The 22,808-nt window shown below is 63.3% G+C and carries 22 protein-coding genes; 9 read left to right on the forward strand and 13 right to left on the reverse strand.

The window, feature by feature from the left end:
- Positions 1 to 51 precede the first annotated feature (51 nt).
- From ABIB57_RS09085 to ABIB57_RS09095, 3 genes are all read right to left on the reverse strand, one after another.
- Positions 52 to 1,662: an MFS transporter gene (locus tag ABIB57_RS09085; RefSeq protein ID WP_354040155.1), complete on the reverse strand. Its 1,611-nt coding sequence runs from the start codon at positions 1,660 to 1,662 to the stop codon at positions 52 to 54.
- Positions 1,659 to 2,114, reverse strand: coding sequence for a MarR family winged helix-turn-helix transcriptional regulator (locus ABIB57_RS09090; protein ID WP_354040156.1), 456 nt, complete (start codon positions 2,112 to 2,114; stop codon positions 1,659 to 1,661). Before ABIB57_RS09090 ends, ABIB57_RS09085 begins: the two co-directional genes overlap by 4 nt.
- Before the next feature lie 158 nt (positions 2,115 to 2,272).
- Complete coding sequence (locus ABIB57_RS09095) at positions 2,273 to 3,223, reverse strand: AraC family transcriptional regulator (RefSeq protein ID WP_354040157.1); 951 nt, start codon at positions 3,221 to 3,223, stop codon at positions 2,273 to 2,275.
- Positions 3,224 to 3,348: 125 nt separating this feature from the next.
- Here ABIB57_RS09095 and ABIB57_RS09100 point away from each other — a divergent pair, with 125 nt between their 5' ends.
- Entirely contained in the window at positions 3,349 to 4,224 is an 876-nt protein-coding gene (locus ABIB57_RS09100; RefSeq protein ID WP_354040158.1) for an SDR family oxidoreductase, read from the forward strand.
- Between the two features lie 134 nt (positions 4,225 to 4,358).
- On the opposite strand, the gene ABIB57_RS09105 is transcribed toward ABIB57_RS09100, so the two are convergent.
- Both ABIB57_RS09105 and ABIB57_RS09110 read right to left on the reverse strand, forming a co-directional pair.
- Positions 4,359 to 5,288, reverse strand: a complete 930-nt coding sequence (locus tag ABIB57_RS09105) for an aldo/keto reductase (RefSeq protein WP_354040159.1) — start codon at positions 5,286 to 5,288, stop codon at positions 4,359 to 4,361.
- Positions 5,289 to 5,336: 48 nt separating this feature from the next.
- The gene (locus tag ABIB57_RS09110; RefSeq protein ID WP_354040160.1) at positions 5,337 to 5,864 is read right to left on the reverse strand and encodes a gamma carbonic anhydrase family protein; all 528 of its coding nucleotides are present in this window, start codon (positions 5,862 to 5,864) and stop codon (positions 5,337 to 5,339) included.
- Positions 5,865 to 6,005: 141 nt separating this feature from the next.
- Between ABIB57_RS09110 and ABIB57_RS09115 the strand changes: the two genes are divergently transcribed.
- The 8 genes from ABIB57_RS09115 (at position 6,006) to ABIB57_RS09150 (ending at position 13,962) form a co-directional block, all read left to right on the forward strand.
- Positions 6,006 to 6,242: a hypothetical protein gene (locus ABIB57_RS09115; RefSeq protein ID WP_299730429.1), complete on the forward strand. Its 237-nt coding sequence runs from the start codon at positions 6,006 to 6,008 to the stop codon at positions 6,240 to 6,242.
- Positions 6,243 to 6,535: 293 nt separating this feature from the next.
- On the forward strand, positions 6,536 to 7,558 hold the full coding sequence (locus ABIB57_RS09120; RefSeq protein ID WP_354040161.1) for a LacI family DNA-binding transcriptional regulator: 1,023 nt from the start codon (positions 6,536 to 6,538) through the stop codon (positions 7,556 to 7,558).
- A gap of 119 nt (positions 7,559 to 7,677) precedes the next feature.
- Positions 7,678 to 9,348: an ABC transporter substrate-binding protein gene (locus ABIB57_RS09125; RefSeq protein ID WP_354040162.1), complete on the forward strand. Its 1,671-nt coding sequence runs from the start codon at positions 7,678 to 7,680 to the stop codon at positions 9,346 to 9,348.
- Between the two features lie 159 nt (positions 9,349 to 9,507).
- Entirely contained in the window at positions 9,508 to 10,491 is a 984-nt protein-coding gene (locus ABIB57_RS09130) for an ABC transporter permease (protein ID WP_299730436.1), read from the forward strand.
- 1 nt (position 10,492) lies between these two features.
- The gene (locus ABIB57_RS09135; RefSeq protein WP_354040163.1) at positions 10,493 to 11,524 is read left to right on the forward strand and encodes an ABC transporter permease; all 1,032 of its coding nucleotides are present in this window, start codon (positions 10,493 to 10,495) and stop codon (positions 11,522 to 11,524) included.
- Complete coding sequence (locus ABIB57_RS09140) at positions 11,514 to 12,482, forward strand: ABC transporter ATP-binding protein (protein ID WP_354040165.1); 969 nt, start codon at positions 11,514 to 11,516, stop codon at positions 12,480 to 12,482. The genes ABIB57_RS09135 and ABIB57_RS09140 overlap by 11 nt, the downstream gene beginning before the upstream one ends.
- Positions 12,464 to 13,474, forward strand: coding sequence for an ABC transporter ATP-binding protein (locus tag ABIB57_RS09145; protein ID WP_354040167.1), 1,011 nt, complete (start codon positions 12,464 to 12,466; stop codon positions 13,472 to 13,474). The genes ABIB57_RS09140 and ABIB57_RS09145 overlap by 19 nt, the downstream gene beginning before the upstream one ends.
- 17 nt (positions 13,475 to 13,491) lie before the next feature.
- On the forward strand, positions 13,492 to 13,962 hold the full coding sequence (locus tag ABIB57_RS09150; protein ID WP_354040169.1) for a GNAT family N-acetyltransferase: 471 nt from the start codon (positions 13,492 to 13,494) through the stop codon (positions 13,960 to 13,962).
- Between the two features lie 211 nt (positions 13,963 to 14,173).
- Here the strand turns inward: ABIB57_RS09150 and ABIB57_RS09155 are convergent, their stop codons facing one another.
- The 8 genes from ABIB57_RS09155 to ABIB57_RS09190 form a co-directional block, all read right to left on the reverse strand.
- Entirely contained in the window at positions 14,174 to 14,803 is a 630-nt protein-coding gene (locus ABIB57_RS09155; protein WP_354040171.1) for a TerC family protein, read from the reverse strand.
- 164 nt (positions 14,804 to 14,967) lie between these two features.
- Positions 14,968 to 15,744: an SDR family NAD(P)-dependent oxidoreductase gene (locus ABIB57_RS09160; RefSeq protein WP_354040172.1), complete on the reverse strand. Its 777-nt coding sequence runs from the start codon at positions 15,742 to 15,744 to the stop codon at positions 14,968 to 14,970.
- A 52-nt stretch (positions 15,745 to 15,796) separates the two neighbouring features.
- Entirely contained in the window at positions 15,797 to 16,765 is a 969-nt protein-coding gene (locus ABIB57_RS09165) for an aldo/keto reductase (RefSeq protein WP_354040173.1), read from the reverse strand.
- 258 nt (positions 16,766 to 17,023) lie between these two features.
- Positions 17,024 to 18,151, reverse strand: a complete 1,128-nt coding sequence (locus ABIB57_RS09170) for a substrate-binding domain-containing protein (RefSeq protein ID WP_354040175.1) — start codon at positions 18,149 to 18,151, stop codon at positions 17,024 to 17,026.
- Between the two features lie 77 nt (positions 18,152 to 18,228).
- A complete protein-coding gene (locus ABIB57_RS09175; protein WP_354040176.1) occupies positions 18,229 to 19,215 on the reverse strand; it encodes an ABC transporter permease in 987 nt (328 codons plus the stop codon).
- Positions 19,212 to 20,195: an ABC transporter permease gene (locus tag ABIB57_RS09180; RefSeq protein ID WP_354040177.1), complete on the reverse strand. Its 984-nt coding sequence runs from the start codon at positions 20,193 to 20,195 to the stop codon at positions 19,212 to 19,214. The genes ABIB57_RS09175 and ABIB57_RS09180 overlap by 4 nt, the downstream gene beginning before the upstream one ends.
- The gene (locus tag ABIB57_RS09185; RefSeq protein WP_354040178.1) at positions 20,192 to 21,703 is read right to left on the reverse strand and encodes a sugar ABC transporter ATP-binding protein; all 1,512 of its coding nucleotides are present in this window, start codon (positions 21,701 to 21,703) and stop codon (positions 20,192 to 20,194) included. The genes ABIB57_RS09180 and ABIB57_RS09185 overlap by 4 nt, the downstream gene beginning before the upstream one ends.
- The gene (locus ABIB57_RS09190; RefSeq protein ID WP_354040179.1) at positions 21,700 to 22,551 is read right to left on the reverse strand and encodes a sugar phosphate isomerase/epimerase family protein; all 852 of its coding nucleotides are present in this window, start codon (positions 22,549 to 22,551) and stop codon (positions 21,700 to 21,702) included. The genes ABIB57_RS09185 and ABIB57_RS09190 overlap by 4 nt, the downstream gene beginning before the upstream one ends.
- Between the last annotated feature and the right edge of the window lie 257 nt (positions 22,552 to 22,808).

A 22,808-nucleotide genomic window follows, 5' to 3' on the forward strand; every position in this document is an offset into this window, starting at 1 on the left:
ACGATTAGGCCGCGGCCGTGGCGACGGGAACTGCGGGCTTGTTGAGCGCCGTCAGCGCCATTTGAAACAACAGGGCCATGATGGTGAGCAGCGTGCCGTAGAAAATGACCAGGAACAGATCGTTATAGGCCAGGACATTGGCTTGCTGGGTGGCCGACTGGCCGAGCAGGGCCAGCCCCTGGCGTCGCGCTGGGCCGGGTCGGTCAGGACGCGCGCGTAAACGCCGCCATATTGCTGGATGCGCTGCGCCACGATCGGATCAAGCAGCGTAATGCCCTGGCTGATGACGTTGGAATGGTACTGCTCGCGGATAGCCACGAAGGTGGTGAACACCGCGCTGCCCAGAATGCCGCCAAAAGTCTGCGTGGTCAGGAAAACCGTCAGGAACGACAGGATATATTGCGGCCCGCGGGTCAGCGCCTTGGTGAAGCCATTGAGCAGGGCCGGTGGCAGGAAAATACCGCTGGCGATACCGATGAGCCCCTGGCTGAGATAGAATTGTTCGGGACGGCTAAGAGCGGTGCTCTGGCTGTCGAGCCAGCAGGCGATGGCGATCAGGATCAGCGCCACCAGGTGGATGGCGGGCGTGCGAGACGGCTTGATGATCGTGCTGAGCACGGCAGTCGCCGCAAACGTGGCGACGCCGATAACGCCGAAAATCGGGATCAGTTGATCGTTCTGCACATTGAGCACGGTGAACAACCCGAAGACGCCGACCGATTGCTCCGAGAGCAGGAGACGGAACGCCACCAGCGCGCCGGCAAAGGCCAACATGTCGCGGCTGGAGAGCCAGCGCAGATCGATGATGGGGTTCTTGCGGTGAAGTTCCACCAGCACCAGCAGCACCGCGCTGCCAATGCCCGTGGCGAGCAGGACCCCAAGCCAAGGAACCTCGAACCACCAATAGGATCGGCCCATCGATAGCACGATGGCGAAACACCCAAAGGCGATGGTCAACAGCGGGAAGCTGACGATGTCGTCGCGGTCGAACACCTTCATGCGTGGCGGCGGGGTGAGGGGCAGGCTGAACACGACGCCAAGGCTCAGCAGCGCCAGCCCCACCTCGACCAGGTAAAGCCCCTGCCAATCGCCCAATTGCAGCAGATCGGGTGAAATCACGCGGGCCAGCGGCAGGGACATGCTGCTGCCCAGCAGGCCGAAGCAGATGCCGATGCTCATCTTTTTGGCCGGGGGAAGCCATTCGAGCATGTAAAAAAACGCCAGTGTGCTCAGCGGCGCCGCAGCCACGCCCATGATGGCGCGGACCAGGATGGCGGATTGCAGGTCATGGGTGAATAGGTGGGCGATCACCACCAGCACGTAGACCAGGATACCGATCTCGGCGAAGCGGCGCAGGCCGAACTGGCTGCGCACCTTGAACATGAAAATGGTGCCGGCCATGTTGGTGGCAAAATAGGCGGCTGGCAGCCAGCCCATTTCCTGCTGGGTGGCGCCAAACGAGGCTTGCAGGCCCGGCAAGTTGGCGGTGATGAGATTGAGGCCCAGCCCTTGGGTAATGCCGAGCAGGACAGAACTCAGCGCATAGAGCGCCGACCAGAACACGGATTTGGGCACGAAGGGCGGGGGCGCAGCCGGCGGGGTCGCGGGCAGAGCTTCGGGCTTTTCGGTCTCGGCAACCGCTAGGCCGCTGGTGTCGCTCATGACGGTTTCCCGTGCGTTGCAGCGTGGGACAGTCCCGTGGACTTTAGGGCTTCGATCTTTGCCGTCAAGGTCGCAAGAACGCGGTCGGTCGCCGCGATATCGGCGGGGTCGAGGTCATTGAGCAATAGCTGTTCCAGTCGATCGCTCACGGCACCGGCCTGTCGCGCCAGCGGCTCTCCGCTCGGGGTCAGTTCGACCATCTTGGCACGCCGATCATTGGGCATCGGGAGCCTGCGGATGTGTCCCAGGGCTTCCAGGCCATCCAGGATGCGCACCGCGGTGGGCGGTTCGACGCGCAGGCGATCGGCAATGCTGGCCTGGGTCATGCCGCCGTCTGAACGGGCGAGCAGCAGCAGCACGCGGACCCGTGCCGAGGTCAGCCCGAGGCCCTTGAGCTGGGCGTCGAACTCGGTCCCCAGTTCGCGGGCGGCGATGAACAGGTTTTTCAACACGTGCGGATGTCCGGTTTGTTAGTGCAGCAATAGATAGTGCACTACTGATATTGATCCAATACGAAATGCCGTAGAGGCTGTCGATGAGAAAATCCGCATGGCTGGAATGCGTTAGCGGTGGAGAGGCAGCGCAAAGGCTGGACCATAGGTGCGCAAAATCAGCGAGCCGAGACGGTCTCGGCGTCGTTTTGTGACCATGGCGCAAGCGTCTGGCGGCGGCCATAATGGCGGGGTGAGGCGCCCATGACGCGCTTGAAGGCGGTGCTGAAGGCGCTCTCGGATTCATAGCCGAGCGACAGGGCAATCACCGCGGTGGGGTCGCCCGAATGGGTCAGCCGGTCGCCGGCCAGCAGCATGCGCCAGCGTGTCAGATAATCCAGCGGGGAGGTCCCCACCGTTTGCTTGAACTTGAGAGCAAAGCTGGAGCGCGACATGCCAGCCTGTTCGGCCAGCGTCAGCAGCGTCCAGCGGCGGGCGGGATCGGCATGCATGGCGTTGATCGCGGCGCCCATCTGCTTGTCCGCCAGGGCGAACAGCCAGCCCACGCCGCTCCCGGCGCTATCCGCCATGTGCAGGCGCAGCGCCTGCACCATCATCATGTGGGCCAGGTGTTCGGCAATCAGGTAGCCGCCGGGTTGCGGCTCGCGCAGTTCCTGCATCATGCGTTCGACCGACCAGCGCAGCGCGGCTTTGTCGGTTTCGGTGCGGATATGCACGATGGGTGGCAGCATGCCAAGGAGCATGCTGGCATTGCCCGTGAGGGTAAATCGGCTGCCGACAAGGAAGCAATCGCCGCCGCCTTTGTAACGGGCAACGCCGCCTTCGCGAGCCTGCGCAAAGACCGGCTGGGCATCCACCGACGGCAGAGCCAGGTCGCTGGCGAGCCGGAACGGCCTGCCGCCCGGCAAGAGGAAACAGTCACCCGCCTGCAGCAAGACTGGTTCGGGCACGTCGTCGACACCGAGCCAGCATTGCCCGGACACCACGGCATAGCACTTGATGCCGACGTTGCGGGCAAAGTGGATCGCCCAGTCGCCGCCGGCGTCGAAACCGGCAGAGAGGTAGCTGCGCGGCTTGAGCAGCGAGAGCACGTCAGAGAGCGGATCCATGCGAGATTCCTGGACGATTGCGAAGATAAGGCGGACGCCAAAGCATAGATCGTATTTTATGCGGTGCCTATGGTGTGCATCAACGGCGGCTGAGGCGGCCCGGGATGATGCCAAGGAGACGGACGATGCGCGTATTTGTTACCGGCGGAAATGGGTTTGTGGGTTCGGTCACGGTCAATGAATTGATAGCGGCAGGCCACCAGGTGCTGGGCTTGGCGCGTTCCGACGCGGCCGCGGCATCGCTGATGACGGCCGGGGCCGAGGTGCATCGCGGCTCGCTCGAAGACCTCGACAGCCTGCGCCAGGGCGCGGCGGCGGCAGACGGGGTGATCCATACGGCGTTCAACCATAATTTTGCGACCTATCTGGCCAATTGCGCGGCGGACCGGCCGATCATCGAGGCGCTGGGATCGGCGCTGGTGGGGTCCGAGCGGCCCTTGATCGTGACGGCGGGGACGGGGTTCCTGCAGGAAAACCAGCGGGCGCCCGATTTCACCGCGCATCCCCGCCTGACCACGGAGGCCGCGGCGGCCGACGTGGCCGCGCAAGGCGTGCGGGTGTCGGTGGTGCGGCTGCCGCCGTCAGTGCATGGGCAGGGCGACCATGGCTTTGTGCCGATGATTATCGCGGCGGCGCGGGAGAAAGGCGTTTCGGCCTATGTCGGCGACGGGCTCAACCGCTGGCCGGCGGTGCATCGGCTTGACGCAGCAATCCTGTTCCGGCTGGCGCTGGAGAAAGGGGCCAAGGAGGCCTGGTATCACGGGGTTGGCGACGAGGGGGTGCCGTTCCGAAGCATCGCCGAGGTCATCGGGCGGCAATTGAACGTGCCCGTGGTGGCCAAGACGCCGGAGGAAGCGCCGGAGCATTTTGGATTTCTCGCGGGTTTTGCGGGGATCGATGTGCCGAACTCCAGCGCCAAGACGCAGGCGGCGCTGGGATGGAAACCGGCGCAGAAGGGCCTGCTGGCCGATCTTGAGCCAGGGTACTATTTCGAGGGGTGACGGCCAGGTCCGGCGCCTGTTGAGGCGACCCCCGCCCTGCCCTCCCCAAAAGGGGGAGGGTGACATCGCGTGCTTGGCTATTTCGTGCAAGAACCGTTGTGCCCCCCTCGTGGAGGGGGCGACTGCGCTTCGCCTTAGGGCAGTTTGTGGCCGGCGGCGGTGAACAGGCGGTACCATTCCTGGCGCGTCAGTTGTACGTCCGAGCCGGCGGCGGATTCGGCCACGCGGCTGGGCTTGGTGGTGCCGAGCACGACCTGGATATTGGCGGGGTGACGGGTGATCCAGGCGACGGCGATGCCGGTCGGGGTCACCCCATGAGCCTTGGCCAACTCGTCGATGACATCGTTCAGCTCGGGGAAATTCTCGCGGTCGCCGAGGAAGACGCCGTCAAAAAAGCCCTTCTGGAACGGCGACCAGGCCTGCAGCATCATATTGTTGAGGCGCGAATAGTCGAGCAGGCCGACGTCGCGGGTGATCGACTGGTCGAGCCCGGCCATGTTGGCGGCGACACCCTGCGCGATCAGCGGCGCATGGGTGATGCTGAGCTGCACCTGGTTGACGATCAGCGGCTGCTTGACGGCGCTCTTGAGCAGTTCGATCTGGCCGGGGGTGTGGTTGGAGACGCCGAAATTGCGAACCTTGCCCGAGGCCTTGAGAACCTCGAAGGCCTTGGCGACATCCTCGGGCTCGACCAGGGTATCGGGGCGGTGCAGCAGCAGCAGATCGAGATAACCGGTCTTCAATGCAGCCAGCGAACCGTCAACCGACTCAAGAATATGCTCGGATGAAAAGTCGAAAAAGCCCTTGCGGATGCCGACCTTGCTCTGGATGACGATCTGTTCGCGCTCGGCGGGGCTCAGGGTGATCGCCTCCCCGAAACGGGCCTCGCACAGGTGGCGTTCGCCGCCATAGATATCGGCATGATCGAAAACATCGACGCCGGCATCGCGCGCCGCGCCAATCAGGTGCTGAATCTCGGCATTGCTCATCGCCTTGATGCGCATCAGGCCCAGGATGACGCTGGAGACGGTGCGGCCGGTCTGGGGCAGTTGGTAGGTTTTCATGGCTGGGGCCTTGGCTGATTGATTCGTCTTCGTTCGACGGCAACAGCCTTATAGCGGACGCAGCCCGGCGCGGAAGCGGGCGGCGTTGGCGACGTAGGTCTCTGCGGATTTGCGCAGGCGCGCGATGGCGGCGTCGTCGAGCATGCGCACCACCTTGGCGGGGCTGCCAACGATCAAGGCGCCATCGGGGAATTCCTTGCCTTCGGTGACGAGGGCTCCGGCCCCGACGAGGCTGTTGTTGCCGATGCGGGCGCCGTTGAGCACGATGGCACCCATGCCGATGAGGCTATCGTCACCCACCGTGCAGCCATGCAGCAGGGCGCGATGGCCGATGGTGCAGCCTGCGCCGACGGTGACGGGGAAGCCCGGATCGGTATGCATGATCACGTGTTCCTGCACATTGGTGCGCTCGCCGACAGCGATCGGCTCGTTATCGCCGCGCAAGACGGCGCCGAACCAGATGCCGACTTCGCGGCCCAGGCTGACGCGGCCGATCACCGTGGCGTCGGGGGCGATCCAGAGGCTCGCTTCCTCGTCGAAGTTGGGCGTGATGCCCTCGAGGGCAAAGATCGGCATGGTGGTTCCTCCGGCACGGCGTCTTTGCGTGCATCGTCCCCGGACGGCTCCGATTTGTCGAGTGGCCAATAGGGATCGCCATCGTTTTCGCGTTTCGCTTTTCCTGGCGTGCTGCGGTAAGGTCGGGGCATGGGAGACAATATGCAGCGTACAGAGCAGTTCGAGTTCACCGTCGAGTCCTACAACACTAATCCGCTTGGCCGGCCACAGCAGACCGAAAGCCAGTGCGTCACGGCGGCGACCCCCGAGGCAGCCGCCGCCAAGGTGCTGCAGGAGCAGTTGTTCCGGATCGGCAATGTCGAACGGTTGCGGGCGACGGTGTGGCGGCTGGACGCCGCGGGCCAGCGGGTGGAAACCAAGCTCTATTTCAAAGGCTGATTGACGTCGCGACCGCGTGTGGCCAATTCGCAAGCCGGCAGCGGGCGGCCGTAGAACTAATACCACTTTGGGACCACTTGCTACCAAAGCAATACCGGCACTGCCCTTTGTCTAGCGGCAGCACAAGCTAAAAAACGAGCGTCGTCAAAGCCTTGGTGGCGACGTTCGGCGCCGTTTCCGCATCCAGGTGGGCGCCCGACTATTTTGCGCAAATGACAAAGTGGTCATCTTGACTTGGCCGAGCGTTGCAACTCTGATTGTGGGATCGGTCCCACATGGGACGAGGAGCGTGTATGGCGACGATCACCGATGTATCCAAAAGGGCTGGTGTATCGCGCTCGACGGTGTCGCGCGTCGTCGCCGACAATGGTTACGTGTCGGAAGAGAAGCGCCAGGCGATCCTGGAGGCGATTGCCGAACTGGGCTATCGACCCAACACCATGGCGCGGGGGCTGCGGTCGAACCGCAGCGACATTATCGGCGGCGTGGTGGTGAACGTGTCGAGCCCGTTCTACGCGCAGATGGTAGGCGGCACGCAGGTGGCCTGCCGGGCGGCGGGCAAGTCGCTGCTGGTGACCTCGGGGCATGCGGAGGTCGAGGCGGAGTCGCGGGCGATCATCGAATTGCTGGACCGGGCCTGCGATGGGCTGATCCTTTATCTCGAAAATCCGATCCGGGGCGATGTGCTGGACATCCTGCGCAAATCCGGCGTGCCGGTGGTGACCATTGGGGGCGACGATTGCCCGGTAGCGCGAGCCAGGATCACGATCGACAATTTCACTGGCGCTCGCGAGGCCATGCGGCACCTGCTGGTACTGGGGCATCGGCGGATTGCGCATCTCAGCGGCGGGCTGATCTATCGCGACAGTCGCGAGCGCTTGCGCGGCATCGAGGCGGCTTTGGGCGAATACGGCATGACGCTGAACGATATCCGCGTGGAATATGGTGAGTTCGAAGAGCGGTTCGGCTTTGCGGGGGCCGAGACGCTGATGGGCTCGGGCGGGGATTTTACCGCGATTTTTGCCGGTGACGACGACATTGCGGCTGGCGCCCTGCTGGCTTTGAAGCGCCATGGCAAACGCGTGCCCGAGGACGTGTCGCTGATCGGATTCGACGACAATTTCCACGCCCGGCATCTGACCCCAGCGCTGACCACGGTGCGGCAGCCGGTCGGCGAGGCGGGGCAATTGGCGGCGAACCTGCTGCTGCAATTGCTGGGCGGCGAACAGCTCGAACACACTGAAATTACGGTGCCGACGCAGTTGGTGCTGCGCGAAAGCGTGGCATTGCCTCGGCTTGTCGAGGAGAGGGCCTGACCATACGCTGCCTGCGGGCAGCCAAACCGTGCCGCGCTGCTGAGGGGCGCGCGGCACCGGCGCCAAAGCGGCGAAACCTTAGTTCGTTTCTGGGATCGATCTCACACAGGGAGTGCAAGATGAGCAGGACATTGATGATGCTGGCCGGCGCGGCGTTGCTGGGCACGGCTTTGACCACGGCGGCGCAGGCCGAGGTGATCATTCGCCTCGCGCCGGTGCATACCGACGCCATGGTGGAAAACTATAATCCGTACAATTATTCCGGTCCCCAGGCCTATGTGCAGGATTTCGCCTATGAGCCGCTGTGGATCTACAATGTGTGGCATCCCGATGCCGATTTTCCGGGGCTGGCGACCAGCTTCGATATCGCACCCGACCTGATGAGCGTGACCTATCACTTGCGCGAGGGCGAGAAGTGGAGCGATGGCCAACCCTTCACAGCCGACGACGTGGTGTTCACCTATAATTACGCCAAGGAGCATCGCGACTATCCGGTCGGCTTCGACTTCTACGACGAGGCGCAGCAGAGCGGCATCCTGACCGGGGTCGAGAAAATCGATGACCACACGGTAAAATTCCTGCTGCAGCATCCCGACTCGCTGGCGCATCTGAATATCGGCTCGATCTTCCCGCTGCCCGAACACATCTGGAAGGACGTTGCCGACCCCAAGAATTTCGCCAATCCGAACCTGGTGGGGACGGGGCCGTTTACGCAGGTGCGCGACTTCTCCCGTAATTCGTTCAAGCTGTGCCGCAATCCGAACTATCGCGAGAACGCCACCAATACGATCGACTGCATCGAATATCCGCAGCTCTCGGATAATCTGCAGGTGATCGCCGCGATCACCAATGGTGACCTTGATTGGGCGACCGACGGCATCACCGATCCGGACATCACCTACACGCCCAAGAGCCCGGACAACCATTACTGGCTGCCCGCCGATGCCGGCACGAACCTGCAGCTCAACACCACCAAGGCGCCGTTCAATAATCTGGAATTCCGCAAGGCGATGTCGATGGCGATCGACCGCGAGACGTTGCTCGATATCGCCACGTTCGGGCTGACCAGCCCGGCGAAATATCCGATCGGCGAGGGCATGTTCTACAAGGACTGGATCGATGACGCGGCGCTGGAGCCGTACGCGTACCTGCTGAACTACGATCCGGACGCGGCCAAGAAGGTGTTGGACGATGCCGGGTTCGTCGACAAGGACGGCGACGGCTGGCGCGACAATCCCGATGGGACGCCGATCGCCTTCAAGATGGCGGTGCCTTCCGGCTGGGACGATTGGGTCAATTCGGTGCAGACGATTTCGGAAAACCTGGCCGATATCGGCGTCAATGCCAAGATGGAGACGCCCGAGGAAGGCGCCTGGTTCGAGAATATCCCGACCGGCAATTTCGACGTCTACATTATGTGGACCAATCTCTCCTCGACGCCGTGGTTCACCTATCACTCGATGTTCAATCCGCGCACGATGACGCCGGGCACGCTCAACGAGCAATCCATGCACCAGATGCGTATTCCGGGCATCGAGGCCGATCTCGATGCGATCAGCGGCACGGCGGACGTCGCGGTGCAGAAGGCCAAGGTGACCGACATCATGAAGCAGGTCGCGGAGAACCTGCCGGTGATCACGCTGTTCTCCAACCCGGCCTGGTACGAATATTCGACGCGCAACTTCACCGGCTGGCCGGATGCGGACAATGCCTGGGCACGGCCGAACAATCCGGCCGGCGTGCATGAGCGGGTGAAAGTGCTGCTGAGCTTGAAGCCGAAGGCGCAGTAAGGTTTGGGGGCGTGTGGGTTCAAACCTGCACGCTCCCCACTCTCGGTGTCATCCCCGCGCAGGCGGGGACCCATCCTGAGATTTCGAGATGGGCCCCGGCCTGCGCCGGGGTGACATCGCGTTTGGTCTGGCATTGCGATTAATCGAGTAGGTCGGCATATGGCATTTCTGGCGCGACGATTGGGGTTCTATTTCGCGGCCTTCATGGTGGCGATCACGCTCAATTTCTTTTTGCCGCGCTGGATGCCGGGCGATCCGACGACGCGCATTTTCATGGCGCTGCGTGGCAAGATGCGGCCAGATCAGATGGAAATGCTCAAGAAAGCCTATGGCTATGACGGCTCGCTGCTGGAGCAATATGGGCAGTATCTGTGGAAGCTGCTACATCTGGATTTCGGCATTTCGACGGTCAATTTTCCCGAGCCGACCTCTAGTCTCCTATTTTATGCGGCAGGCTGGACGCTGTTCCTCGTTGGCGTCGCGACCTTCCTGTCGTTCGGCATCGGGCTGGTGATGGGCATCTATTCGGCCTGGCATCGCGGCGGGTTCTTCGACAGCGTGTTCACGCCGATCAATGTGATGATGAATGCCTTCACGCCGGCCGTGGTGGCGCTGCTGCTGTGGTACGCGTTTGCGTTGGAATGGGCAGTGTTTCCACTGGGACGGGCGCATGACATCAACCTCGTGCCGGGGTGGAATTGGGAGAGCGCGGTCAGTATCTCGTGGCATGCGGTGCTGCCGGTTTTGTCCATCGTGCTGGTCAATTTCGGCTCGTGGCACCTGGGCATGCGCAACACGATGATCAACCTCCTCAACGAGGATTTTGTGGTGCTGGCCAAGGCCAAGGGGTTGAGCGACCGGCGGGTGCGTTATCGCTATGTGGCGCGCAACGCCATCCTGCCGCAGATCACCTCGCTGGCGCTGTCGGTGGGGTTCGTATTCGGCGGGGCGTTCATTTCGGAGGTGGTGTTCAACTATCCGGGGCTGGGCAAATTCACTCTCAATGCCATCGAGTCGCGTGACTACACGTTTATCCAGGCGCAGTTGACGCTGCTCACCTGCAGCGTGCTGATCGCCAACCTCATTAGCGACGTGCTCAACGTCATCTTCGATCCGCGGCTGCGTACGTCGGGAGGGCACTAGCATGAGCGAATTGACCGAGAGCGGGCCGTTCATCGCCACACAGCAGAGCGTGACCAATGGCAATCCGGCCCCGACGCTGGACGCGCTGATGGGCGAGCTCAAGATCAAGCGGCGGCCGGGGTTTTTGCGGCGGTTTCCGTCCGGCGTGCAGACTTTCCTCACCAATGGCAAGGGCGTGGCGGGGCTAATCATCCTGACGGTGTTCGTGGTGATGGCGGCGCTGGCGCCGTTGCTGTCGCCCTATGATCCCTATCGGCGGGCGGGCAAGCCGCATGTGCAGCCGGGCGTCGAGCATTTTCTGGGCACCTCGCGGCAGGGCAAGGATATTTTCAGCCAGTTGCTGGAGGGCGGGCGGACCAGCCTGACCGTGGGGTTCATCGCCGGCATTAGCGCGACCCTGATCGGGTTGGCGGTGGGGATTTCGGCCGGCTATTTCGGCGGCAAGGTGGATGAGGTGCTGACGTTCTTCGTCAACGTGGCTCTGGTGCTCCCGGCGCTGCCGCTCATCATTGTGCTGGCCTCCTTTGTCGAGGAGGCAAGCCCGACAATCATTGGCCTGGTGCTGGCCTTTACCGGCTGGGGCTGGAGCGCGCGCACCATCCGCACGCAGACGCTGTCGATCAAGAGCCGGGAATTCGTCCTGGCGGCCGAGCTGATGGGCGAAAAGAAATGGCGCATTATCGTGCGCGAGATATTGCCCAATATGAGTTCGTTCGTGGTCGGCGGCGCGGTGCTGGCGACAATCTACGGGATCCTGGCGGAAGCGGCGCTGGAGTTCATTGGGCTGGGCAGCCCGAGTTCGGTGACCTGGGGAACGATGCTCTATTGGGCGCAGCGGTCGCAGTCGTTGCAGACCGGCGCTTGGTGGGAAGTCTGGCCGCCGGCGGTGGCGATCATGGTGACGGGCGCCGCGTTGGTGCTGATAAATTTCGGCGTCGACGAGATCACCAGCCCGCAATTGCGCGCTGCCCGGCTGGGCGGACGGATCAAAAAATTCCTCAAGCGCCGGGGAAGGTCCGTCGATGTTTTCTGAGACGCTGATGGAGGTTCGCAACCTCACCGTTGACTATGTGGGCGAGACTTCGATCGCGCGAGCGGTCAACGGGATTTCGTTTGATATCCGCAAGGGCGAGGCGTTTGGGCTGGCAGGCGAAAGCGGCTGCGGCAAGTCGACGGTGGCGTTTGCGCTGGCGCGGCTGACGCGACTGCCGGGACTGGTGAGCGGCGGCACGGTGCGGTTCGAGGGGCACGACGTGCTGCAATTCAGTAAGGCCCGGCTCAAGGCCTATCGCTGGCGCGAGACCAGCTTCGTGTTCCAGAGTGCGATGAATGCGCTCAATCCGGTGATCACCGTGGCCGAGCAGATCATGGACGTGATCGAGACGCATCAGCCGCAATTGGGCAAGCGCGGGGCGCGGGCGCGGGCGGTGGAGATGTTCGAACTGGTGGGCATTCCGAGCCAGCGGCTGGACGATTTTCCGCATCAGTTTTCGGGCGGCATGCGGCAGCGCATCTGCATCGCCATCGCGCTGGCGCTCAATCCCAAGCTGATTATCATGGACGAGCCGACCACGGCGCTGGACGTGGTGGTGCAGCGTGACATCATCGAGCAGATCGTCGAGCTGAAAAGCCGGTTGGGATTTTCGGTGCTGTTCATCACCCATGACCTGGGGCTGATGATCGAATTCTGCGACCGCATTGGGGTGATGTATTCGGGGGAATTGGTGGAGGTCGCGGCCGCATCCTCAATCCTGACGGCACCGCAGCATCCCTATACGCGGGCGCTGGGCAATTCGTTTCCGCCGCTGACCGGGCCGCGGCGGCGGCTGGAAGGCATTGCCGGTTCACCGCCTGATCTGCGCGCGCTGCCGCAAGGGTGCCGGTTTTCGCCGCGCTGTAGCCGGGCCATGGACGTGTGCACGCAGGTGGCGCCACCTCTGAAATATTATCCTCAAAGCCAGGGGCAGGCCGCATGTCACTTGCTGCAGTAAATCTGGAAACGCCGGTGCTGCCGGCCGGCCGCACCGTGGTCGAGATGGACAATGTCACAGCCGAATTCGTGCTGGGCGGGGCGTTTTTCGGCCAGGTAGTGTTGCGGGCGCTGTCGGGCGTATCGCTGAAGCTGGTGAGCGGACGGGCGCTGGCGCTGGTGGGGGAGTCGGGCTCAGGCAAGAGCACTTGCGCGCGCATGCTGGCGCGGGTGTATTCGCCGCAGAAGGGCAGGATCACATTCGAGGGCGAGGATATTTCGGCGTTCAAGGGACGGCGGCTGGAGCGGTATCGCAGCGATGTGCAGATGGTGTTCCAGGACCCGTTCGGCTCGCTCAATCCGGTGCAGACCATTGGCTATCATCTGGAGCGGCCGATAAGGCTGCATCGGCCGGACCTGCGCGGGGCTGCGGTGAATGCGGAAATGCTGGCGCTGCTGGATCGGGTGGGGCTCAAGCCGGCGGCGGATTATCTGGCGCGGCGGCCGCATGAGCTGTCGGGCGGGCAACGGCAGCGCGTCGCCATTGCGCGGGCGCTGTCGGTGCAGCCGATGGTGCTCTTAGCCGACGAGCCGACCTCGATGCTGGATGTGTCGGTGCGCCTGGGGATTTTGAATCTGCTGGAAGACATGAAGGTGCAGCGCAATCTGGCGGCGCTTTACATCACCCACGATATCGCCACGGCGCGGTATTTCGCCGAGGACACTGCAGTGCTCTATGCCGGGCACTTGGTGGAGCAGGCGCCGAGCGAGGCCATTACCGAGCGGCCGCAGCATCCTTATACGCAATTGCTGATCGAGGCGGTGCCGAACCCGGCGCGCAAGATTTCGACCACGCGAACACGGCGGGCAACCGATATTCCGCTCTGGACCAATAAAAGTGTCGGCTGCCCGTTTGTGTCTCGCTGCCCGCGCGTCAGCGCCATCTGCAAGCAGGTGATGCCCGAACCGGTCTTTGTCGGTGCGGCTCACAGCGTGCGTTGCCATCATATTTGAAGTCATAGGAGCCTAGTGTGACCGACCTTCTGGTCCGCCTTTACGACCTGCCCGTGTTTGAAGCCGAGGCGCGGGTTGCCGCCGCCGGTATCGTGGTGCGGCGCGCGATTGCGCCGGAGGCGCATGTGGTGCTGGCGTGGATTGCCAAGCATTTCGGGCCGGCCTGGGTATCGGAGGCGACACGGGGGCTGGCGCTGGCGCCGATCACGGTGTGGATCGCGGTCAAGGACGGTAAGATGGTTGGCTTTGCCTGCCACGATACCACGGCAAAGGGCTTTTTTGGACCCACCGGGGTGGGTGAAGCCGAGCGCGGCCAGGGGATCGGCGAGGCGCTGTTGATCGCCACACTCAAGGGTATGCGCGAGGCCGGTTACGGCTATGCGGTGATCGGCGATCCCGGGCCGGTGGCGTTTTACCAGAAGCGGCTGGACGCGGTGGAAATTCCGAAGTCGAAGCCTGGAGTTTATGCGGGGATGTTGAGGGGTTAGGGGACTGGCGTTTCCCGGTGGATGCTCGCACGCTCCTCCCCACCGATCTTCCCGCGGGCTTGACCCGCGGGCCATTGGCCGTTTTTTTGCCGTGCTGATGGAGGCCCGCGGATCAAGTCCGCGGGAAGGACGGTGGGTGGGATAGACCAGGCCAAGTACTCCGCGCGCTGGAGGCGTTGAAACCTAAAGCCGGAAGCGGGAAGCTAAAATCCTAGCCCTTGAGCAGCGGAATGTTCGGCAGGGTGTGGCCCATCAACTGGTCGGCGCCTTCATACAGCATGGTGGCGGCGACGTAGACGATGATCAGAAGACCTACCCAGGCGATCCAGCGATAGCGATCGAGGATGCGGGCGACGAGGCTGGCGGTCAAGCCCATCAGCACGACCGAGAGCACGAGGCCGAACACCAGCGCAGTGATGTTCTGCTTGGCGGCGCCCGCCACGGCCAGCACGTTATCGAGCGACATCGATACGTCGGCGATGATGATCTGGGTAACGGCCTGGCGCAGGGTCTTGCGGGGTAGATTGGCGACCTCGGCCGTGGGTGCGTGCGCCTGGCCCTGCTCGCGCAGTTCCTCGTACATCTTCCAGCACACCCAGAGCAGCAACAGGCCGCCGACCAGTTGCAGGCCGGGCACGGCGAGAAGCTGGGTCGCCAGCACGGCGAAGCCGATACGGATGACGGTGGCGGCGGCGATGCCGGCCAGGATCGCCTTCGAGCGCAGTTCTGGCGCCAGCGTGGCGGCCGCCATGCCGATGACGACGACATTGTCCCCCGAGAGCACGATATTGATGGTGATGATTTCGAGATAGGCGGAAATGGTGGCGGCGTCGAAAAACATCGGTCGGCGTTCCCGGAACTCAAGGCCCGCGCCGGTGGTGCGGGCCTAAGGCATTGCAGGCAAATATGACCACGCGATCATCAGATAAGCACTCATTAGGGTCATAGCAATTATCGGGCGCCGTGAGACCTAGCCGATAGTGCTAGGTCCATTGCGTCCCTCGATTACGGCATCAACTGGCCGCCATTGACCTCGATGGTCTGGCCGATGATGTAGCCGGACAGGGCCGCGGACGCCAGGAACAGGAACGTGCCCAGGCAATCCTCGGCGGTGCCGACGCGGCCCTGCGGGATGGTGGCCAGCATGGCCTGCATCTGCGCCTCGGTGGAGTAGCGTTCGTGGAATGGCGTATCGATGACGCCCGGCGCTACCGCATTGACGCGGATGCCGAAGGCAATCAGTTCCTTGGCCATGCCGCGCGTGACGTTGGAGACGAAGGCTTTGGACGAGCCGTAGATGCCGGCGCCGTTGCTGGCGCCATTGCGGGCGGCGATCGAGGTGGTGTTGATGATGAAGCCGCCGTTCTGGCGCTTCAAATGCGGGATGGCGGCGGTGCAGGCGGCCAGCACCGAGCGGCCGTTGAGGTCCATCACCGCGTCGTAATGGGCGTCGGTCATGTCCTCGTATTTGACGCGGGCGACCATGCCGCCGGCATTGTTGATCAGGCCATCAAGGCGGCCGAATTTTTGTGCGGTTTCATCGACGGCGCGGGCCATTTCTTTGGAGTGATTGGCGTCAGCCTTGATGAGGACAACCTTGCCGCCGGCGGTTTCGATGTCCTTGGCGACCGCATGGGCGGCATCGCTGCTGGAATTGTAGTGCAGGCCGACCAGGGCGCCTTGCGCTGCGAAGCCCTTGGCGAGGGCGGCGCCGATGCCGGTGGAGGCGCCGGTGATGAGCACGGCTTTGCCGGCCAGGTCGGGAATGGTGAGCGTGGTCATGGGACTGCCTTGTGATGGGGTGGGGCCGGACATGCGTCCGGCCCAATAAAGCCTAGAAGCCGGTAACGACCAAGGGCTTGTAGGGCGCTTCGAGCTTAGCGATCTCGTCGGCGGTCAGCACCAGATCGACCGACGCCACGGCGTCTTCCAAATGGCCCATCTTGCTGACGCCCACTATGGGCGAGGTGACATCGGGCTGCGCCAGAACCCAGGCCATGGCGACCTGCGCCATCGGCACATTGCGGGCCTTGGCGACGGCCTCGACGGCATCGACGATGGGCTTGGCGTCGTCCTTTTCATACATCGACTTGTTATAGCGGTCGGTGGTGGCGCGCTTGGTTTCACTGCCCCACGGACGGGTGACCTTGCCGCCGCCCAACGGGCTCCAGGGCAGCACGGCAATGCCCTGATCGCGGCAGAGGGGGAGCATTTCGCGCTGTTCCTCGCGATAGACCAGGCTGAGCTGGTCCTGCATGGAGACAAACTTGGTCCAGCCATGGCGCTCGGCGGCGTTCTGCAGCTTGGCGAATTGCCAGGCATACATGGAAGACGCCCCGATATAGCGGGCCTTGCCGGCGCGGACCACGTCGTTGAGGGCCTCCATGGTTTCCTCGACCGGCGTGAACGGATCGAAGCGGTGGATCTGGTAGAGATCGACATAATCGGTGCCGAGGCGGCGCAGACTATTGTCAATTTCGGCCATGATGGCGCCGCGCGACAGGCCCTGACCATTGGGGCCGGGACGCATGCGGCCGAACACCTTGGTGGCCAGCACGATCTCCTGGCGCGGCGCGAGTTCCTTGATCAGGGCGCCGGTGATTTCCTCGCTGGTGCCCTGGGCATAGACATTGGCCGTATCGAAGAAATTGATGCCCTCGTTCCAGGCGCGCTGGAACAGCGGGCGGGCCTCATCGAGGCCAAGCACCCAGGGGCGCTCCTCGGTGAGCTTGCCGAAGGACATGCAGCCAAAGCAGATGCGGCTGACTTCGAGGCCGGTGCGGCCGAGCCGGACGGTTTTCATGGCAATTCCTTTTGCGATGCACCGGGCGGTCGCGGCCAGAGGAAGGTCTGGGCGGAGAAGCCGGCGCTGAATGAGATGGTGATAACCAATGGATGCGCGGGGAGGCGCGGCTGAAGGTTACACCGGGGTTTGGACTGGCGGCAACCCGATTATTGACATTTTGTTCGCGAGGACGGTGCTACAGCACTATTCCGACGCATAAAAAAGGGCGCTCCGAGGAGCGCCCAGTGTTGGCCGTTGGGTGGCCGAGATTGTGGTTTACTGGCCGCCCCATGCGGTGGGGTAGTTGGCCATGGCTTCGCAGCCGCACATCGCATAATGCAGCGGCGGCATTTTGGGGTTCACGAACTTGTCGAGCGTGTCCATGGTGATGGCAGGCTGCGGCAGGATCCATTCCGGGCTGGGGACCGCTTCACCCTTGAGCGTCTTGACGGCGGCGATGATCGCCGTGCGCCACTGGTAGGTCGGGTAGGTGGGCGCAATGGCGGTCATGCCATTGGCCTGCCAGGTCTGCAGGTAATCCTGCTGGTCTTCGCCAACGAAGACCGGGATGGGGTAGCCGCCATCCTGGAAGGCTTCGACGGCGGCCACGGCGGTGGCGCCGGCGTCCATCCACACGGCGTCGATGGTGCCGCGCTGCAGATAGTCCTCGACGATCGACTTGGTCTTGGCATTATCGCCGTCGGTGAATTCGGCACCGACGATGTTGAGGCCCGCGTCTTCAAGCACGTGCTTGCCACCCGAATAGCGGGTTTCGAGCACGTCCACGCCGGGCAGGATGCGTAACATCAGCACATTGGCGCCCTTCTTGACGTTGGCGGCGATGAACTCGGCGCCCTGGATGCCAAAGCCGTAACCGCCGACCGGATGCACGAAGGTGACCGGGCAATCGGTGTTGACGCCACGGTCGAAGACGATGACCGGCAGCACGGCGCAGGCTTTTTCGACGGCGGGGGTGAGGGCGGCGGTGGTATTGGGCGAGACGATCAGGATCGAGCACTTGCCGCCAGCCAGCAGGTCATCGATATCGGCGATCTGCTTGTCGTCGGAGCCTTCGGCATCGACATGGACGAGTTCGCCGATTTCAGGATGCAGCGCAACTTCCTGCTGCAGATCGGTGAAGCCGACCACGCGCCAGGGATTGTTCACGCCGGCATTGGAGAAGCAGACCGTATACGGGCCTTCCTTCTTGAAGGACGCGGTGTCCTTCATGCCATCGACAAGGTACTGCTCCCAAGGCATGTCCGCCGGCCCCATCGGGGTGGTGGTCAGCAGCGCCTTCTGGCGCGCGAACTCGGCGGGATCGTCGAAATTGGGCGCCTGCGCGAACGCGGCCCCGGTCAGTGCCAGCCCGGCGGCGAGCGCCAGAGCCAAAATCTTCTTCATGATAAAATCCTCCCTAGGGTTGCGGTCGTCGTTCGCGCGACCGGGTTGACCGGCTCGTACGAATGCAGGATCGGGCACTAGCGCCCGGTATGCTTGCGCCGTTGCATGGCCACAGCCACGGCGGCGATGAGAATGAGGCCTTGGACCACCTGTCGGATCGGCTGCGGCAGGCCCAGGAAATTGAGCAGGGTGAAAATGGCGTTGAGTGTCAGCGCGCCCGCAATAGCGGCCGGGACCGACCCACGGCCGCCGAGCAATTGGGCGCCACCCAGCACGGCGGCCGTGATGGCCTGCAGCTCATAGCCGGTGCCCACGTCGGTCGAAACGCCGGCAAAGCCACCCAGCATGATGCCGGCCGCGACGGCGCTGAGCGAGGAGACGATGAAGGCCAGGATGCGGACGCGATTGACCGGCACGCCGGCCAGATTGGCGGCTCGGGGATTGTCGCCGATGGCGTGGATCATGCGGCCCAGATTGGTGCGATGCATCAGCCAATAGAGCGCAAAGCCAAGTACGATCAACACGATGAGCGCAACCGGCAGGATCCGGATCAGCGGCAGATCGGAAATGTTGACGCGACCGAAGAAGCGGAACTGGTCGGTAAGGTAGCCACGCGGCGAGCCGCCCGACCACATGAAAGCGACACCGTTCAGCGTGATCATCATGCCCAGTGTGGCGATCAGGGACGGCACCTTGAGGTAGCAGACCACCAGACCATTGATCAGCCCGACACCAGCACCAATGGCGAACATGGTGGCGATGACCCACCAGGTGGAGTTGGGATCGTTGTTGGAGAGGATCGAGGAGCCGACCACGACGAGGGTAATGACCGAGCCGACCGAAAGATCGAAGCCACCCGAGACGATGACGTAGAGCTGGCCGGCGGCTAGGATCGCCAAGGGCGCGGCGCGCTTGAGGAAATTCATGTAGCCGGTGGGTTCGGCGAAGGCCGGGTTCATGACCACGATGGCGACGATAAGCGCGGCCAGCACGAAATAAACCGGGTTGATCTGCGGCAGTTGGCGCTTGCGCCGGTCGGCATGGGGCAGGGTCTGTTCGGTCATGCTACCAGCCTCTTGGAGCGCACGGCATAGAAGGCGACGGCCGCCACGATGATGATGCCGCGCAGCACCTGCTTGGCGAAGGCGTCGACGCCGGCCAGGTTGAAGATCGAGTCGATCAGGGAGAAAATGATGACGCCCGCCATGGTGCCCCAGATGCCGCCGCGGCCACCGGCCAGGATGGTGCCGCCGATGACGACGACGGCGATGGATTCCAGATCATAAACGCCATCGCTGCCGATCCAGGGAGCGCCCGAGCGCAGGCGGCTGGCCAGGTAAAGCCCGGCCATGGCGGCGCAAAGGCTGCACAGGATATGGGCGCCGATGGTGACGCGGGCGGTCTTGATGCCGGCCACGCGGGCGGCGTCCTTGTTACCGCCGACGGCGTAGATATCGGAACCGAAGCGGGTATGGCGCAGCACGAACCAGGCGGCGACGGCCAGCAGCGCCAGGAAGATCAGGCTATAGGACAGGCTGCCAAAACCCCCATAAGCGAAGACCTGGAATTCGGGCGGGACGGAGCCGGCGAAATTGGACACGAAAGCCGACAGGCAGCCCTGGATGATCAGGCTCATGCCCAGCGTGGCAATCAGCGGATTGACCTCGAGCCGCGTGATGATGAGGCCGTTGACGAGGCCGACCACGAGGCCAAGGGCGAGCGCGGCGGCTATGGCGGGAAGCACCATGGCGGGATTGCCGTTCATGATCACCGAAGTCAGCACCGAGACGGCCGAGATGAGGCTGGCGACCGACAGGTCGATCGACGCGACCAGGATGGCGAAGGTCTGGCCGACCGCGGTGATGCCCAGCGCGATCGAGCGCCCGAGCACGGAGATGAGGTTGTCGACGGTCAGATACTGGGTCTGGCCGGTATAAAGCGCGATGACGACATAGGCGAGCAGGGCGATGGCCAGCAGCAAAGCGGGCGCCCAGCGGTCGAAGCGGAATGCCAGTTTTGGCCGGGTTGCGATAAGATCGGTCATGCGGCTACCTCCGTCTCGCCGGTCGCCGCCAGCATGAGGTCGGTTTCGGCGGCGCCGTGGGGGAATTCTGCCACGATGGTGCCGGCGCGCATGACGACAATCCGGTCGGCGGCGCCAATCACTTCGGGAAGGTCCGACGAGATCATCATGATGGCGGTGCCGGCGCGGGCCAGATCACGCATCAGGTGGTAGATGCCGGCCTTGGCGTTGACGTCGATGCCGCGGGTTGGCTCGACGAAGATCAGCACTTTGGGCTTGAGCGCCAGCCAGCGGGCGACCACGGCCTTCTGCTGGTTGCCGCCGGAGAGGAATTTTATGTCCTGCTCATAGGAGGCGGCCTTGACCTGCATCTGGTCAAGGAGCGCGTCCATGCTGGAGAGGCTCGCGTGGGCGTTGGATTTTTGCGTGCCGACCAGCGGAGAGAAGGCACGGGCTGTGAGCAGGCCATTGTCGCGCACCGATTGCATCAGCACCAGGGCTTCGGCCTTGCGGTCGCCGGGCAGCAGGCCGACGCCGCCGCGAATGGCGTCGCGCGGATTGGCGAAGGCTGCGTTGGCGCCATTGAGGGTGACGGTGCCCGTCGTGAACGGCACCTGGCCGAACAGCGCCATGGCCAGGGCGACGCGGCCGGCGCCCTGGATGCCGGCAAAACCGACGATTTCGCCAGCGCGCAGGTCGAGATCGATATGGCGCAGGAAGGCGTTGCCGCCATTGCGAACGCTCAGAACTGGCGCGCCGATCTCGGCTTGCGTGGCGGGTGGGGCGTAATAGTCAGCGATGTCGCGGCCCACCATGGCGCGCACGATGGCGTCGGGGGCGGGCGGGGTGTCGAAATGGGCGGCGACTTCGCCGTCCTTGAGCACGGTGACGCGGTCGGCCAGGCGCGTGACTTCGCGCATGCGGTGGGTGATGTAGATGATCGCCGTGCCGCGCTCGCGCAGCTTGTCGACGGTGGCGAACAGCACTTCGCATTCGGCTTCGTTGAGGGCGGCGGTGGGCTCGTCCATCACCACGACGCGGGCGTCGAGCGAAATTGCCTTAGCGATTTCAACCATTTGCTGGGTGGCGACATCGAGATCGGCGACCAGCGCATCGGGCGAAACGCGGGCGCCGGCGCCGAACAGGTCGAGCACACGACGAGTTTCGGAGCGCATGGCGGCATGGTCGAGCACGAGGCCTTTGCGGGGTTCGCGGCCGAGGAAGATGTTCTGCGCCACAGTGCGTTCGGGCAGCAGGGAGAATTCCTGGTAGATGACGGAGATGCCGGCGCGCAGGGATTCGACGGGGTGCTTGAAATTGGCGTTGGCGCCGTTGAGCACGATATTGCCCGCGTCGGGGCGGTAGACGCCCGACAGAATTTTGATCAACGTCGATTTGCCGGCGCCATTTTCTCCAACTAAAGCATGCACTTGGCCGGCGTGGCAGGCGAAGCTGACATCATTGAGCGCGCGTACGCCCGGGAAGGATTTGGAAATGTGGGCCATGGCGATGACGGGGGTATCGCTCATGCGGCAGCCTTCCAGCCGGCGCGGATGAAGGCGATGGATTCGGTGAACAGGGTTTCGAAATCGGGGAATAATGGGCGCCAGACGCGGGTGGCGGCGGCGAGTTCGGGCAGGCCGGCGCCGAAGGCTTCCAGCGTTACCCAGCCATCGAAGCCGGTTTTCCGAGTGGCGGAAAATATCTCGGCGAAGTCGATGTGGCCACGGCCGGGAATGCCACGATCGTTCTCCGAGATGTGCAGCACGCCCATGCCGTCACCCAGCTTGGCGATAGCAAGTGGTTGTTTTTGCTCTTCAATATTGGCGTGGAAGGTGTCGTACATGATGCGGAACGCGGGGTGATCGACGCGGTCCACATAGGCGCGCGCCTGATCCATGGTGTTGAGGAAATAGGTCTCGAAGCGGTTCAAATGCTCGAGCGCGAGGAACATGCCATTGGCGCTGGCGCGGGTGGCCATGCGGTGATGGGCCTCGGCGCCGTGGGCCAGTTCGCTCTCGGTGGGACCCGAGCCGGTGAAGTGGCCGATGGGGGCGTGGAAGGGTCCACCGACGCTTTCGGCACCGACCGCGATGGCGCAATCGAGCGCCCAATCGAGGTGTTTTTGTCCAGCATGCTGGATTTCTGGATCGCTGCTGATCGGGCTGGCTTCGGGCGAGGGGATAACCGAGGTGGTGGTGCGGCGCAGACCGATGGAATCGAGTTCGCGACCGAGCCAGGCATAGTGGGAGGGGTCACCGCGCAGCACGGGAACCTCGACGCCGTCATAGCCGAGTTCCTTCAGCCGCCTGATCTGAGGCAGGTGATGGTCTTCGATGAACCCGCTAAGGCACAGCAGATTGATGCCGACCTGCATTGCTTCTCCCCACCGGCCTCTTTTGCGAGGCCTTGTTATGCATTCAGTATTTTGGAAGCTGGGTGAGCGTGCAATGCGCAAACTTTACCCAAAGTCCGATAGTTGAGACGAAACGGCATGAGGAGCGTGCCTCGTAATCCGTGCCGGCGATTTTCGAACGTCAGCGATACTGACCCTTTCGGCGGGGCCGATTTGCTCCTGCCTTGTCGGCTAGCCAAGAAATTGCCCGTAGCGTTGACTTTTCCGGCGTCTCCTCC

Source organism: Devosia sp. UYZn731 (assembly GCF_040546795.1).
Classification (GTDB): domain Bacteria; phylum Pseudomonadota; class Alphaproteobacteria; order Rhizobiales; family Devosiaceae; genus Devosia.